Origin of the sequence: Roseateles asaccharophilus, from assembly GCF_031458115.1 — a bacterium.
Lineage (GTDB): Bacteria > Pseudomonadota > Gammaproteobacteria > Burkholderiales > Burkholderiaceae_C > Pelomonas > Pelomonas asaccharophilus_A.
On sequence record NZ_JAVDXV010000002.1, the window covers coordinates 493,342 to 508,739 of the forward strand.

Sequence of the window (15,398 nt, forward strand, 5' to 3'; positions counted from 1 at the left end):
CGGGCCGGCTTGGGGCGGCCCGGCGCTCGGCCCGAAGGCGGTGATCGACGATTAGAGTCACGGGTTTTGCGACTCAATCGGAGATCCCGATGACCCTGTCCCGTATCGCGCTGGCGCTGGCCTGGATGACCTCCGGCCTGGCGGCCCAGGCGGCTGAAGCGACGCTGATGCTGCGTCAACCCGCCGTGTCCAAGACCCACCTGGCCTTCGTCCATGGCGGCGACCTGTGGCTGGCGGACCGCAACGGCGGCAATGCCCGCCGGCTGACCAGCCACGCGGCCAGCGAATTCGCGCCGCGCTTCTCGCCGGATGGCCAGAAGATCGCGTACTCGGCCAGCTACGACGGCAACACGGACGTCTACGTCATCGACATCGCCGGCGGCGACGCCAGGCGCCTGACCTGGCACCCGGGCCCCGACACGGTCAACGGCTGGAGCCCTGACGGCAAGCGCGTGCTGTTCGCCTCGCCGCGCGAGGTGCTGAACAACCGCAGCAATCAGTTGTACGAGGTCGGCCTGGAGGGCGGCGTCGAGAAGAAGCTGATGGCGGCCGTGGCCTTCGAGGGCGCCTGGTCGGCCGACGGCAAGCAGCTGGCCTATCGCCCCTACCGCGCGGCGTATGTGGCTGAAAGCGGCTGGCGCCAGAGCCGCGGCGGCACCACGCCGCCGGTGTGGATCATGGACATGCAGGGCCCCAACGCGGGCCAGCGCTGGCAGGAGATCCCGCACGTCAACGCGACCGATTCCGCGCCGGTGTGGGCCGGCGGCGAGGTGGTGTTCATCTCCGACCGCGCCGACGGCGCGGCCAACCTGTTCGCCTTCAACCCGGCCACGAAGGCTCTGCGCCAGCTGACCAAGGAAACGCAGTGGGACGTGCGCAGCGTGGACGCTCTCGGCAGCACGCTGGTCTACGAGAGCGGCGGGCGCATCAAGCAGATCGACGTCGCCGGTGGTGCGCCACAGGTGCTGGACATCCGGCTGACCGCGGCCACCGGCCCGCAGGCCCGCCCGCAATGGAAGGACGCCGCCAAGGCGCTGACGTCGGCACGACTGTCGGCCACGGCCAAGCGCGTGGTGGTCAGCGCGCGCGGTGAGGTGTTCACCGTGCCGATCAAGGACGGCAGCGTGCGCAACCTGACCGAGACCTCCGGCGTGCGCGAGAAGGATGCGCTGTGGAGCCCCGACGGCCAACGCGTGGCCTACCTTTCCGACGCACCCGGCATGCGCCATGAGCTGGTGCTGCAAGGCCAGACCGGGCAGGGCGCCAAGGAGCGCTTCACGCTGCCCAAGGACGGCTACTTCACGCTGCTGGACTGGGCGCCGGACGGACAGACGCTGGTGCTGCAGGACAACCACCTGAATCTCTACCGGCTGGGCCTGGCTGCCGGCGCCCAGCGCGGCCAGCTGGTGAAGATCGCCGCCGACATGCGCCGCCTGGGCGCCGACGGCTTTGCCGTGTCGTTCTCGCCGGACAGCCGTTGGCTGGCCTACACGGCCTCGGGCGAGAACTACTTCGGCCGCGTCTGGCTGCACGACCTGAGCACGGGCCGCAACCATCAGGTCTCCGACGGCCTGTCGCATGCCGGCAACCCGGCGTTCTCGCCCAAGGGCGACGTGCTGTACTTCAGCGCCTCCATCAACTCCGGCCCCGGCCAGGTCGGGCTGGACCTGTCCACGCAGGAGCGCCCGCGCCGCGCCGGCCTGTACGCGCTGGTGCTGGCGGCCGACGGCAAGTCGCCGCTGGCCCCCAAGCCGGGCGACGAGGAAGGCAAAAAGGACGACGCCGACGGCAAGAAGGACGACGACAAGAAGCCGGCCGACGCCAAGGATGGCAAGGACGCCAAGAAGGCCGACGACAAGAAGGACGAGAAGAAGGACGACAAGAAGCCGGCGAAGCCCAAGCCGGTGCGTGTCGACTTCGACGGGCTTTCCGACCGCCTCGTCGCGCTGCCGCTGGCCGAGCGCAACTACGACAGCCTGGCCGTTGGTGCCGACGGCGCGCTGTTCTATCTGCAGCGCCCGCAGCCGGGCGCCAGCAACGAGTCGCCGCAGGCCGAGCGCCGCGCGACGGCGGAGCTGTGGCGCTACGACCTGGAGGAGCGCAAGGCCAAGCGCATCAAGGACGGCGTGGCCGAGTACTCGCTGAGCGGCGACGGCAAGAAGCTCTTGCTGACGCTGGCCGGCGGTGCGCTGGAAGTGGGCGACGCGGGCGACAAGTACGACGGCAAGACCGTCGAGAAGAACCTGCGCGCCCGCATCGACCCGCGCCAGGAGTGGAAGCAGATCTTCGACGAGACCTGGTGGATGCAGAAGGAGTTCTTCTACGACCCGGGCATGCACGGCCTGGACTGGAAGGGCGTCTACGACCGCTACCTGCCGCAGCTGGCCCATGTGCAGCGCCGCGAGGACCTGAACGACCTGCTGGTGCTGATGATTGCCGAGCTGCAGGTGGGCCACAACCGCGTGGGCGGCGGCGACGTGCATCAGGAGCCGTCGCTGACGGTGGGCCTGCTGGGGGCCGACTACGCCATCGGGCAGGGCCGCTACAAGATCGCCAAGCTGTACGGCGGCGACCGGCTGAACCCGCACCTGCGCGCGCCGCTGGCAGCACCCGGCCTGAACGTGAAGGAGGGCGAGTTCATCCTGGCCATCAACGGCCATGAGCTGGACGCCAAGACCAGCATCCATGCGTTGCTGGAGAACGCGGTGCGCAAGCAGGTCGTCGTCACGCTGGCGCAGGACGCGACGGGCAAGGGCCGTCGCGACGTGACCGTGGAGCCCATCGCCAGCGAGGCGATGCTGCGCCGCTGGGCATGGATCGAGGGCAACCGCCAGAAGGTGCAGGCCAAGAGCGGCGGCAAGATCGCCTACGTCTACATGCCCGACACCGGCGGCCAGGGCTTCGAGCACTTCAACCGCATGTTCTTCGCGCAGATCGACAAGCAGGCGCTGATCGTGGACGACCGCCGCAACGGCGGCGGCCAGGCGGCCAACTACGTCATCGAGCTGCTGTCGCGCCCCTACCTGGGCGGCTGGAAGGACCGCGACGGCCTGGTGTTCGAGACGCCCGGCGGCGCCATCTACGGCCCCAAGGCCATGCTGGTCGACCAGGACGCCGGCTCCGGCGGCGACTTCATGCCCTACGCGTTCAAGCGCGTGGGCCTGGGGCCGCTGATCGGCAAGCGCACCTGGGGCGGGCTGATCGGCATCTCGGCCAACCCCGAGCTGATCGACGGTGGCTTCGTGACCGTGCCCTACTTCCGCTTCTACACGCCGGAAGGCGAGTGGCGCATCGAGAACGAGGGCGTGGCGCCGGACATGGACGTCGAACTGGACCCCGCCGCCGTCAACCGCGGCGAGGACACGCAGCTGGACGCGGCCATTGCCGACGTGCTGAAGCGCCTGGAGACGTGGAAGCCGATCCAGCGCAAGACGGCGCCCGCGGCTGCGACACTGGGGAAATGAACCCACGGCTGCTCCCGCGGCTGCCGGTCCTGGCGGCCGGCCTGCTGGCCTCGGTCGCGGCCTGGGCCACCACGCCCGGGCCGACGACCGTCATCCAGTGCCCGGGCTCCGAGGAGATCCGCTCGGTGCCCAGCATCGGCTCCGGGAACACCTTCGGCGCGATCTTCTGGACGGACGGATTCATGGTCGCGCCCATGTTGCCGCGCTTTCCGGCGATCACGCGCTGTACGGCGGACGGACCCATCTTCTGGGTGTCTTCCGCCAAGGTGCTCGGCAGCCTGGCGCCCTGGCGAGACGGGGCAGCCTCGGCGCCGCCGTCGTGGCGCCGGGCCGCGACCGTGCGGGAACTGACGGGGGACGAGTTCCTGCAGGCCATCGACCAGGGGTTGGGCGATACGCCGGACAAGCTGAGCCACCTGCGCCACCGCGCCTGGTGGGCGGCCAATCTCACGCACCGGCCCAGGAGCGAGGGCGCGGCGCCGGTGGCTGCCAGCGACTTCGCGCCGGGTTCGGCGGCGCGGGCCAACCTGGAAGCGCTGGCGGCTGCGCAGGACGAATCGAATCCCGAGCAGCGGCTGACCAAGGCGGAGGCCTTGCGCGAACTCGGCCGCTTCGACGAGGCCGGCCAGTTGCTCGACAGCGGCCACTTCAAGGATTCGCGGCTGCAGCCTTGGGTGACGTTGATCCAGGAGCGCATCCGCCTGCGCGACGCGCGTGTCGCCAGGTTGAAGCTGGAGCGTTGAGGCGGGGCGCGGTCACATGTCCGACTCCCGCCCGTCCCGGCTGTCGCTGCGCGGCAAGCTCGCGCTGCTGGCGCTGCTGCCGCTGCTCGTGTCGCTGGCGCTGATCGCCTTCGCCGTGCATCACCAGGAGCGCTCGCTCGCCGAACGCGAGCATGCGCTGGTGCGCGCCAGCTATATGGACGCGCGCCGTACCGAGCTGAAGCACTATGTGGACCTGGCCGTCAGCACGGTGAAACCCCTGCTGGGCCAGCCGGACGGCCAGCAGCGCGCGCTGGCCATCCTGCAGTCGCTGGACTACGGCCGCGACGGCTATTTCTTCGTCTACGACCTGCAGGGCCGCGTGCTGATGCACTCGCGCCAGCCCGAACTGACCGGGCAGGACCTGTGGGAGCTGCGCGACCCCAAGGGCCGGCCCAGCATCCAGATGCTGATCGCGCAGGCCAGGGCGGGCGGCGGCTACGTGGAGTACCTGTGGCGCAAGCCGTCCAGCAGCCTGCTGGCGCCCAAGCTGGGCTATGTGGTGGCCGTGCCGGAGTGGAACTGGATGCTGGGCACAGGGCTGTACCTGGACGGCATCGAGGCGACGATGACGCAGCTGGAACACGGCGCGCGCCAGAACATCACGGCCACCATGCTGTGGGTGGGCGCCGTGGCCGTGTTTGGCGTCGCGCTGATCAGCGCCGGTGCGCTGGCGCTCAACCTCAGCGAGCACCGCAGCGCCGAGGCCAAGCTGCGTGCGCTGGCCCGCCAGGTGGTGCAGAGCCAGGAGGACGAGCGCGCGCGGCTGGCGCGCGAGCTGCACGACGGTGTCAGCCAGGCGCTGGTGGCGACCAAGCTGCTGATCGAGTCGGCCCAGCAGGAACCGGCCGGCGCCGAGCGGCTGCAGGCGCTGGCGCTGAAGCGGCTGAACAGCACGCTGATCGAGGTGCGCCACCTGTCGCACGCGCTGCGGCCCGCGCTGCTGGACACGCTGGGCCTTGCGGCCGCGCTGCAGCATCTGGCGGGTGAGTTCGACGCGGCCGGCGGCACGCGCTTTCAAGCCAGCGTGGACGGCGCGGAGCGCGAGCTTCCCGATGCGGTGAAGACGGCGCTGTTCCGCATCGCGCAGGAGGCGCTGAGCAACGCCGCCCGCCATGCCAAGGCGGAACACGTGGCGCTGCAGCTGCGCTTCGCGCCGGACGGCGGCCTGTGGCTGGAGATCCAGGACGACGGCCAGGGCTTCGATGCCGAAGCGGTGCAGGCCCAGCCCGATCACGGCCTGGGCCTGCGCAGCATGCGCGAACGCGCCGCCGCCCTGGGCGCGCGGCTGCAATTGCAGACGCAGCCGGGGCAGGGCAGCCGGCTGTCGGTCACACTGTCGGCTGCCGACATCGCCCGCGCCACCGCATGACCGCCGCCATCCGCATCCTGCTCGTCGACGACCACCCGATGGTGCGCGAGGGCCTGGTCGCGCGGCTGCAGGCGGTGCCGCGCTTCGAGGTGGTGGGCGAGGCCGGCGGGCGCGACGACGCGCTGGCGCTGCTGGCCAGCGCGCGGCCCGACGTCGTGTTGATGGACGTGGGGCTGAAGGACACCAACGGCATCGCGCTGGGCGCCGAGATGCTGGCCGTGCAGCCGGCCATCAAGCTGCTGATGTTCAGCATGTATGACAACCCCGAGTACGTGCAGCGCGCGCTGACCGCCGGGGCGCGCGGCTATGTGCTGAAGGATGCGCCCGCCACCGAGATCGTGTCGGCCATCGACGCGGTGTCAGCCGGCGGCACCTTCCTGAGCGCAGCCGTGTCGGGCCGGCTGTTCCGCGGCCAGAGCCCGAAGCCGGTGCTGACGCCGCGCGAGAGCGAGATCCTCGCGCTGCTTGGCCAGGGCGCGTCCAGCAAGCAGATCGCGCGCGACCTCGACTTGTCGGTGCGCACGGTGGAAGCGCACCGGCAAAGCATCAAGCGCAAGCTGGATCTGGAAGGGCAGGCGGAGCTGATCCGCTACGCCGTTGAACACGCCCGGCAGGCCTAAACAAGCACGACCGACCCGCGGGTCATTTCACTTTCGCGCGAGTCATTTCAAGTTTGGTGTGTGAGCTTGCTCACACCGCGGACGCATGCTAGAAGCGGGCACTTTTTTGCCGGCCATGTTGGCGCGCTCGCAGCAGTTGGGGCGGGCGCCCATGGTCCGGGGTTTGATTCCAATAACTCATCGATTGGGCGGGCATGAGCGTCAGCACTGCGCAGCAACCTCGCAAGAAGCGGGTCACCAACTCTTCGTCTGCCGCTGACGGCAAGCCGGCAGAGGGCATCGAAGGCAGCGCAGCCCGCTCGCGCCAGGTGCTGGCCGCGCTGTCGGCCTTCCGGGATGGTGACTTCTCCGTGCGCCTGCCGGGTGACTGGGACGGCGTGGACGGCCAGATCGCCGCGGCCTTCAACCAGATCACGGCGCAGGAAGCGCGTATCGCGACCGAGGTGGCGCGCTTGTCCGTGACGGTGGGCAAGGAAGGGCGGCTCAAGCACCGCATGTCGCTGCCGGGTTCGCTGGGCGGCTGGGCGGCCAAGGTGGAGTCCATCAACACGCTGCTGGACGACCTGGTGCGGCCCACCGCCGAGATCGCGCGCACCATCGGCGCGGTGGCCAAGGGCGACCTGGGCCAGTCCATGGAGCTGGAGGTGGACGGCCGCGAGCTGAAGGGCGAGTTCCTGCGCTCGGCACGGCTGGTCAACACCATGATCGAGCAGCTGTCGGTGTTCACGTCGGAAGTGACGCGCGTGGCGCGCGAGGTGGGCACCGAGGGCAAGCTGGGCGGCCAGGCTCAGGTGAAGGGCGTGTCGGGCGTGTGGCGCGAGCTGACGGAGTCGGTCAACCAGATGGCCGGCAACCTGACGGCGCAGGTGCGCAACATCGCTGACGTGACCATCGCGGTGGCCAACGGCGACCTGTCCAAGAAGATCACCGTGGACGTGCGCGGCGAGATCCTGCAGCTGAAGGAAGCCACCAACACCATGGTGGATCAGCTGCGCTCGTTCGCATCGGAAGTGACGCGCGTGGCGCGCGAGGTGGGCACCGACGGCCGACTGGGCGGCCAGGCCGTGGTGCCCGGCGTGGCCGGCACGTGGAAGGACTTGACCGACTCGGTCAACGCGATGGCCACGAACCTGACGGCCCAGGTGCGCAACATCGCCAACGTGACGACGGCCGTGGCCCGTGGCGACTTGAGCCGCAAGATCACGGTGGACGTGAAGGGCGAGATCCTTGAGCTGAAGGAAACCATCAACACGATGGTGGACCAGCTGAACAGCTTCTCGTCGGAAGTGACGCGCGTGGCGCGCGAGGTGGGCACCGAGGGCAAGCTGGGCGGCCAGGCGCAGGTGCCCGGCGTGGCCGGCACATGGAAGGATCTGACCGACAACGTCAACTCGATGGCGTCCAACCTGACCGGCCAGGTGCGCAACATCGCCGACGTGGCGACGGCGGTGGCCAGCGGTGACCTGTCCAAGAAGATCACCGTGGAAGTGAAGGGTGAAATTCTTGCCCTGAAGAACACGATGAACACGATGGTGGACCAGCTCAACGGCTTCGCCGGCGAGGTCAGCCGCGTGGCCCGCGAAGTGGGTACGGACGGCAAGCTGGGCGGCCAGGCGCAGGTGCCAGGTGTTGCCGGCACGTGGAAGGACCTGACCGACAACGTCAACTTCATGGCGTCCAACCTGACCGGCCAGGTGCGCAACATCGCCGAGGTGACGACGGCCGTGGCCAATGGCGACCTGTCCAAGAAGATCACCGTGGACGTGCGCGGCGAGATTCTTGAACTGAAGAACACCATCAACACGATGGTGGACCAGCTGAACGGCTTCGCGTCGGAAGTGACGCGCGTGGCGCGCGAGGTGGGCACCGAGGGCAAGCTGGGGGGCCAGGCGCAGGGCCGTGGCGTGGCGGGCACGTGGAAGGACCTGACCGACAACGTGAACTCGATGGCGTCCAACCTGACCGGCCAGGTGCGCAACATTGCCGAGGTGGCGACGGCGGTGGCCAGCGGCGACCTGTCCAAGAAGATCACCGTGGAGGTCAAGGGCGAGATCCTGGCCTTGAAGAACACGATGAACACGATGGTGGACCAGCTCAACGGCTTTGCCGGTGAGGTGAGCCGCGTGGCGCGCGAGGTGGGCACGGACGGCAAGCTGGGCGGCCAGGCCGAGGTGCCCGGCGTGGCCGGCACGTGGAAGGACCTGACCGACAACGTGAATTCGATGGCGTCCAACCTGACCGACCAGGTGCGCAACATCGCCGATGTGGCAACGGCCGTGGCCAATGGCGACCTGTCCAAGAAGATCACCGTGGACGTGAAGGGCGAGATCCTGGAGTTGAAGAACACGCTGAACACCATGGTGGACCAGCTCAACGGCTTCGCGTCCGAGGTGAGCCGAGTGGCGCGCGAGGTGGGCACCGAGGGCAAGCTGGGCGGCCAGGCCGAGGTGCCGGGCGTGGCCGGCACCTGGAAGGACCTGACGGACAACGTGAACTTCATGGCGTTCAACCTGACTGGTCAGGTGCGCAACATCGCCGAGGTGACGACGGCTGTGGCCAATGGCGACCTGTCCAAGAAGATCACCGTGGACGTGCGCGGCGAGATTCTTGAACTGAAGAACACCATCAACACGATGGTGGACCAGCTGAACGGCTTCGCGTCGGAAGTGACGCGCGTGGCGCGGGAGGTGGGCACGGACGGCAAGCTGGGCGGCCAGGCCATGGTGCCCGGCGTGGCGGGCACGTGGAAGGACCTGACCGACAACGTGAACTCCATGGCGTCCAACCTGACGGGCCAGGTGCGCAACATCGCGGACGTGGCGACCGCCATCGCGCGCGGTGACTTGAGCCGCAAGATCACGGTGGACGTGCAGGGCGAGATCCTGCAGCTGAAAGAGACCATGAACACCATGGTCGAGCAGCTGGGCGCGTTCGCGTCGGAAGTGAGCCGCGTGGCGCGCGAGGTGGGCACCGAGGGCAAGCTGGGCGGCCAGGCGCAGGTGCTGGGCGTGGCCGGCACGTGGAAGGACCTGACCGACAACGTGAACTCGATGGCGTCCAACCTGACCGGCCAGGTGCGCAACATCGCCGAGGTGACCATCGCGGTGGCCAACGGTGACCTGTCCAAGAAGATCACCGTGGACGTGCGCGGCGAGATCCTTCAGCTGAAGGAAACCATCAACACGATGGTGGAGCAGCTGCGCTCGTTCGCATCGGAGGTCACGCGCGTGGCCCGCGAGGTGGGCACCGAAGGGCGACTGGGCGTGCAGGCCGTGGTGCCGGGCGTGGCCGGCACCTGGAAGGACTTGACCGACTCGGTCAACACCATGGGCGCCAACCTCACCGCCCAGGTTCGGAACATCGCCGAGGTGACGACGGCCGTGGCCCGCGGCGACCTGAACCGCAAGATCACCGTGGACGTGAAGGGCGAGATCCTGGAGCTGAAGAACACCATCAACACGATGGTGGACCAGCTCAACGCGTTCGCCGGCGAAGTCACGCGCGTGGCCCGCGAGGTGGGCACCGAGGGCAAGCTGGGCGGCCAGGCCCAGGTGGCCGGCGTGGGCGGCACGTGGAAAGACCTGACCGACAACGTGAACTTCATGGCCTCCAACCTGACCGAGCAGGTGCGCGGCATCGTGAAGGTCGTGACGTCGGTGGCCAACGGCAACCTGACGCAGCGCCTGAGCGTGCAGGCCAAGGGCGAGGTGGCCGCGCTGGCCGACACCATCAACTACATGACCGACACGCTGGCCACCTTCGCCGAGCAGGTGACCAATGTCGCCCGCGAGGTGGGCGTGGACGGGCGTCTGGGCGGCCAGGCCCACGTGCCGGGTGCGTCCGGCACCTGGAAGGACCTGACCGGCAACGTGAACCTGCTGGCCGCCAACCTGACGACGCAGGTGCGCGCCATCGCCGAGGTGGCCACCGCCGTGACCAAGGGCGACCTGACGCGCGCCATCCAGGTGGAGGCCAAGGGCGAGGTGTCCGAGCTGAAGGACAACATCAACACGATGATTTCCAACCTGCGCGAGACCACGGAGCGCAACCGCGAGCAGGACTGGCTGAAGACCAACCTCGCCAAGTTCAGCGGCATGCTGCAGGGCCAGCGCGAGCTGCAGACCGTCAGCCGCATGCTGCTGGCCGAGCTGGCGCCGCTGGTGCAGGCGCACCAGGGCACCATCTACCACCTGGCCGGCGCAGAGGGCGATGAGCAGCCACGGCTGCGCCTGCTGGCCAGCTATGCGCAGTCCGCCGGCGTGCGGCTGGCCCAGACCATCGAGCTGGGCGAGGGCCTGGTGGGCCAGTGCGCACTGGACAAGCGCAGCACGCTGCTGGCCGACATCGCGTCCGACTTCGTCGTGTCGTCCAGCCTGGGCTATGCCCCGCGCGTGTCGGTCATCGTGCTGCCGGTGCTGTTCGAGGGCGAGACCAAGGCCGTCATCGAGCTGGCCACGCTGCAGCCGTTCACGAGCGGCTCGCTGGCCTTCCTGGAGCTGCTGACGCAGAGCATCGGCGCGGTGTTCAACACCATCGAGGCGACCATGCGCACCGAGGCACTGCTGGCGCAGTCGCAGCAGCTGACGGTGGAACTGCAGTCGCGCCAGACCGAGCTGCAGGAGACCAACGAGCAGCTGGGCACCAAGGCCCGCCTGCTGGCCGAGCAGAACGAAGAGGTGGAGCGCAAGAACGCCGAGGTGGAGCAGGCACGCCATGCGCTGGAAGACCAGGCTGCCGAGCTGGCGCTGACCTCCAAGTACAAGAGCGAGTTCCTGGCCAACATGTCGCATGAACTGCGCACGCCGCTGAACTCCATCCTGATCCTCTCCCAGCAGCTGGCCGGCAACAGCGAGGGCAACCTCAGTGCCAAGCAGGTCGAGTTCTCGCGCAACATCAACTCGTCGGGTTCCGACCTGCTGCACCTGATCAACGACATCCTGGACCTGTCCAAGATCGAGTCCGGCACGGTGACGGTGGAGCTGGAGGAAATCTCGTTCACGAGCCTGCGTGACAGCATCGACCGCAACTTCCGCCATGTCGCGGAGGCCAAGAACCTGCCGCTGCGCCTGCTGTTTGCCGACGACCTGCCGCGCAGCATGGAGAGCGACGCCAAGCGGCTGCAGCAGATCCTGAAGAACCTGCTGTCCAACGCGGTCAAGTTCACCGCGCAAGGCCATGTGGAGTTGCGCGTCAGCCTGGCCGGCGACGGCTGGAGCCCCGAGCACCCGGTGCTGAGCAAGTCGCCGCAGGTGCTCGCCTTCGCGGTGGAAGACACCGGCATCGGCGTCGCGCCCGAGAAGCAACGCCTCATCTTCGAGGCCTTCCAGCAGGCCGACGCGGGCACTTCGCGCAAGTACGGCGGCACCGGCCTGGGCCTGGCCATCAGCCGCGAGCTGGCGGCGCTGCTGGGCGGCGAGATCCGGCTGGCCAGCCAGCCCGGGCAGGGCAGCACCTTCACGCTGTACCTGCCGCTGCATTTCTCGGGCGGCGACACGGCACCCATGCCGCTGCCGGAGCCCGGGCGCTCGCCCACCCCGCCGGCGACGCCGCTGCGCAGCAGCCTGCCGCTGGTGCGCGAGACGCAGGTGGCCGACGACCGCGACAGCATCGTCGAGGGCGACTCGGTGCTGCTCATCATCGAGGACGACCCGCACTACGCGCGCATCGTGCTGGGCCTGGCGCGCGACCGCGGCTTCAAGGGCCTGGTGGCGCTGAAGGGCAGCCTGGGTCTGGAGCTGGCGCGCCGCTTCAAGCCGACGGCGGTGTCGCTGGACATCCTGCTGCCCGACATGCTGGGCTGGACCGTGCTGAACCAGCTGAAGCTGGACCCGCAGACGCGCCACATCCCGGTGCAGATCTTCAGCGTCGCGGAGGAGGACCGCAACCATGGGCTGGCGCACGGGGCGTTTTCATACGTCGTGAAGTCGTCCACCAGCGAGGGCATGGAGGCCGCGCTGGACCGCATCCGCGACTTCACGGTGCCACGCACGCGCCGGCTGCTGGTCATCGAGGACAACGACATCGAGCGCCAGGCCATCACCGAGCTGCTGGGCCACAGCGACATCGAGATGCAGGCCGTGGGCACCGGCGCCGAGGCGTTGGCGGCGCTGCGCGAGCAGAGCTTCGACTGCATCGTGCTGGACCTGCGGCTGCCTGACATGAACGGCTTCAAGCTGCTGGAGCAGCTGCATGGCGACCCGGCGCTGATGGCCGTGCCGGTCGTCGTGTTCACCGGCAAGGACCTGTCGTTCAACGAGCAGAAGCAGCTGCGCACGCTGGCCAAGAGCGTCGTGCTGAAGGACGTGCAGAGCCCCGAGCGGCTGCTGGACGAGACGGCGCTGTTCCTGCACCGCGTGGTGACCCGCCTGCCGCAGGACAAGCAGGACATCCTGCAGCGCCTGCACGGCGCATCCGAGATGCTGCGCGACCGCCGCGTGCTGGTGGTGGACGACGACGCGCGCAACATCTTCGCGCTGACCACGCTGCTGGAGAACCAGGACATGCAGGTGCTGACGGCCACCAGCGGCCGCGCCGCCATCGATATCATCCAGAACACGCCCGACATCGACATCGTGCTGATGGACATCATGATGCCGGACATGGACGGCTACGAGACCATGCGCGAGATCCGCTCGCACGCGGAGTTCCGCAACCTGCCCATGCTGGCGCTGACCGCCAAGGCCATGAAGGGCGACCGCGAGAAATGCCTGGAGGCCGGCGCCAGCGACTACATCTCCAAGCCCGTCAACACAGCGCAGCTGCTGTCGCTGATGCGCGTGTGGCTGTACCGTTGACGCGATGCACGACGAGCTGACCAACATCCTCATCGTCGACGACGAGCCTGCCAATCTGCTGGTGTTGGAGACGGTGCTGGCCGACCCCGGCTACCGGCTGGTGCGCGCGCAGTCGGCCAGCCAGGCGTTGCTGGCCCTGATGGCGCAGGAGTTCGCCGTCATGGTGCTGGACGTGCGATTGCCCGACATGAACGGCTTCGAGCTGGCGCAGATGGTCAAGGAGCGCAAGAAGACCGCGCACCTGCCCATCATCTTCCTGACGGCTTACTTCGACGAAGACCAGCACCGCCTGCAAGGCTATGGCACCGGCGCGGTGGACTATCTGCACAAGCCGGTGAACCCGGACGTGCTGCGCTCCAAGGTGTCGGTGTTCGCCGAGCTGGACCGCAAGACCCGCGAGGTGCAGCGTGCGAACCAGGCGCTGCGCGAGCTGAACGAGACGCTCGAGCGGCGCGTGACCGAACGCTCTGAGGCCTTGCTGGCCGCCGATAGACGGCTGCAGGCCATGATGGCCAGCATCACCGATGGCCTGCTGCTGGTGGAGCGCGACGGCCGCATCGGCTATGTCAACGAGCAGGGCGCGCGGCTGCTGGGCCGGCGCGCCGACGAGCTGGGCGGCCAGCCCGCCAGTGACGGGCTCGGCGGCCCCGAGTTCGCGGCCGGCTTCGAACGCGCGCTGGCGAGTGGGCAGGCCGTGTCCTTCGAGGCCCAGGCCGCGGGTGGCGAGCGCTGGCTGCAATGCCATTGCTACCCGTCGCCCGACGGGCTGTCGGTCTACTTTCACGACATCACCGACCGCCGCGAGCTGCAGCTGCGCCGTGAGCAGCTGCTGGCCGCCGAACAGGCCGCGCGCGGTGCCGCCGACCAGGCCGCACGCGCCAAGGAGGAACTGCTGGCCGCCATCAGCCACGAACTGCGCACGCCGCTGGCGGCCATCATCGGCTGGGTCAACGTGCTGGCGCACCCGGGCGTACAGCCCGGCATGCTGCAGCGCGGCATGCAGGCCATCGCACGCAATGCGCAGGCGCAGTCCGTGCTGGTGGACGACCTGCTGGAGATGAGCCGCATCGTGGCCGGCAAGCAGCTGATGAACGTGCAGCGCGTGGACCTGAATGCGCAGGTGGCCGCTGCCGCCGACACGGCCCGGCCCACGGCGCTGGCGCGCGAGCTGAGCATAGAACTGCATCTGGCCGCCGAGCCGGCCGAGGTCTACGGCGACGCGGGCCGGCTGACGCAGATCGTCATGAACCTTGTCACCAACGCGATGAAGTTCACGCCGGCCGGTGGCGCCGTCACGCTGCGCACCGTCGTCACCGACAGCGACGTGGAGCTGCACGTCAGCGACACCGGCCAGGGCATCGCGCCGGACTTCCTGCCGCGGCTGTTCGACCGTTTCACGCAGGCGGACGCCGAGGCGTCCCGCGTGCATGGCGGCCTGGGGCTGGGCCTGTCCATCGTGAAGAACCTCGTGGAACAGCACGGCGGCACGGTGTCGGCGCACAGCTCCGGGCTGGAGCAGGGCGCGGTGTTCAGCGTGCGCCTGCCGCGCGCGGCCCGCTCGCTGCTGCAGCAGTCTGAAGGTTCGGACGACGATGCCCCCGATGCCGACATCACCGGGTTGCGCGTGCTGCTGGTGGACGACCATGCCGACGTGCTGGAGGCGCATGCGCGCTTGCTGGCAGGGCGGGGCGCCGAGGTGGTCACCGCCGAGTCGGGCGAGGCCGCGCTGGCGCTGCTGCGCGAGCAATCGTTCGACGTGCTGCTCAGCGACCTGGGCATGCCCGGCATGGGCGGCTACGAGCTGATACGACTGGTGCGCGAGCAGCTGGGCCTGGCGCCCGACCAACTGGGTGCGGCGGCCGTGACCGCCTATGTGCGCCAGGCCGACTGCGACGCCGCGCTGCAGGCGGGCTTCCAGCGCTGCCTGCACAAGACCGCGTCGCCGCGGCTGCTGGCCCGCACGGTGGCCGAGCTGGCACCGTCGCGCCGGCAGCGCCAGGCGGCGGGGGCGCCGCTGCGCACGCTGTTCGTGGAGGACAACCCCGACCTGCGCGAGCAGATCTCCTGGTTGCTGCAGGAGCTGGGTCTGCAGCTGCAGACCTGCGCCACGGCCGAGGAGGCGCTGGCGGTCAGCGCGGCGCAGGCATTCGATCTGGTCATCACCGACGTGAGCCTGCCGGGCATGTCGGGCGTGGACCTGGCACGTGCGCTGCTGCTGCAGCGGCCCGACGCCTGGGTGGTGTTCTCGTCGGGCTACGCGATGGGGTCGGACCTGGGCAGCTTCGGCCCCAACGTGCGGGCGTTGCTCAAGCCCTTCGAGCTGAGCGATGTCGAGCGGCTGGTGGCCGAGGTGCGCCGGCAGCAGGCCGGCGGCGGGCGCTGAGGGC

6 protein-coding genes are annotated in these 15,398 nt (G+C 69.1%); all 6 read left to right on the forward strand.

Translation table 11 applies throughout. The features are described 5' to 3' along the window. The first annotated feature begins 89 nt into the window (after positions 1-89). The 6 genes from J2X21_RS06855 to J2X21_RS06880 all read left to right on the forward strand — a co-directional run bounded on the left by J2X21_RS06855 (position 90) and on the right by J2X21_RS06880 (position 15,394). A complete protein-coding gene (locus J2X21_RS06855) occupies positions 90-3,464 on the forward strand; it encodes a S41 family peptidase (protein ID WP_310326511.1) in 3,375 nt (1,124 codons plus the stop codon). Further along, positions 3,461-4,207 carry a hypothetical protein gene (locus tag J2X21_RS06860; RefSeq protein WP_310326514.1) on the forward strand — a complete coding sequence of 249 codons (747 nt, stop codon included), beginning with the start codon at positions 3,461-3,463 and terminating at the stop codon, positions 4,205-4,207. The genes J2X21_RS06855 and J2X21_RS06860 overlap by 4 nt, the downstream gene beginning before the upstream one ends. Before the next feature lie 16 nt (positions 4,208-4,223). Continuing rightward, positions 4,224-5,597, forward strand: coding sequence for a cache domain-containing protein (locus J2X21_RS06865; RefSeq protein ID WP_310326516.1), 1,374 nt, complete (start codon positions 4,224-4,226; stop codon positions 5,595-5,597). Then, a complete protein-coding gene (locus J2X21_RS06870; protein ID WP_310326518.1) occupies positions 5,594-6,217 on the forward strand; it encodes a response regulator transcription factor in 624 nt (207 codons plus the stop codon). Before J2X21_RS06865 ends, J2X21_RS06870 begins: the two co-directional genes overlap by 4 nt. Before the next feature lie 194 nt (positions 6,218-6,411). After that, positions 6,412-13,011 (forward strand): HAMP domain-containing protein, encoded by a 6,600-nt coding sequence (locus J2X21_RS06875; RefSeq protein WP_310326520.1) that lies wholly within the window; start codon positions 6,412-6,414, stop codon positions 13,009-13,011. Between the two features lie 4 nt (positions 13,012-13,015). Next, the gene (locus J2X21_RS06880; RefSeq protein ID WP_310326523.1) at positions 13,016-15,394 is read left to right on the forward strand and encodes a response regulator; all 2,379 of its coding nucleotides are present in this window, start codon (positions 13,016-13,018) and stop codon (positions 15,392-15,394) included. Positions 15,395-15,398: the final 4 nt, after the last annotated feature.

Excerpts from the sequence above, each read along its gene's own strand:
- J2X21_RS06875 (WP_310326520.1), top strand. The coding sequence starts at position 6,412 with ATGAGCGTCAGCACTGCGCAGCAACCTCGCAAGAAGCGGGTCACCAAC.
- J2X21_RS06870 (WP_310326518.1), top strand. The coding sequence starts at position 5,594 with ATGACCGCCGCCATCCGCATCCTGCTCGTCGACGACCACCCGATGGTG.
- J2X21_RS06860 (WP_310326514.1), top strand. The coding sequence starts at position 3,461 with ATGAACCCACGGCTGCTCCCGCGGCTGCCGGTCCTGGCGGCCGGCCTG.
- J2X21_RS06880 (WP_310326523.1), top strand. The coding sequence starts at position 13,016 with ATGCACGACGAGCTGACCAACATCCTCATCGTCGACGACGAGCCTGCC.
- J2X21_RS06865 (WP_310326516.1), top strand. The coding sequence starts at position 4,224 with ATGTCCGACTCCCGCCCGTCCCGGCTGTCGCTGCGCGGCAAGCTCGCG.
- J2X21_RS06855 (WP_310326511.1), top strand. The coding sequence starts at position 90 with ATGACCCTGTCCCGTATCGCGCTGGCGCTGGCCTGGATGACCTCCGGC.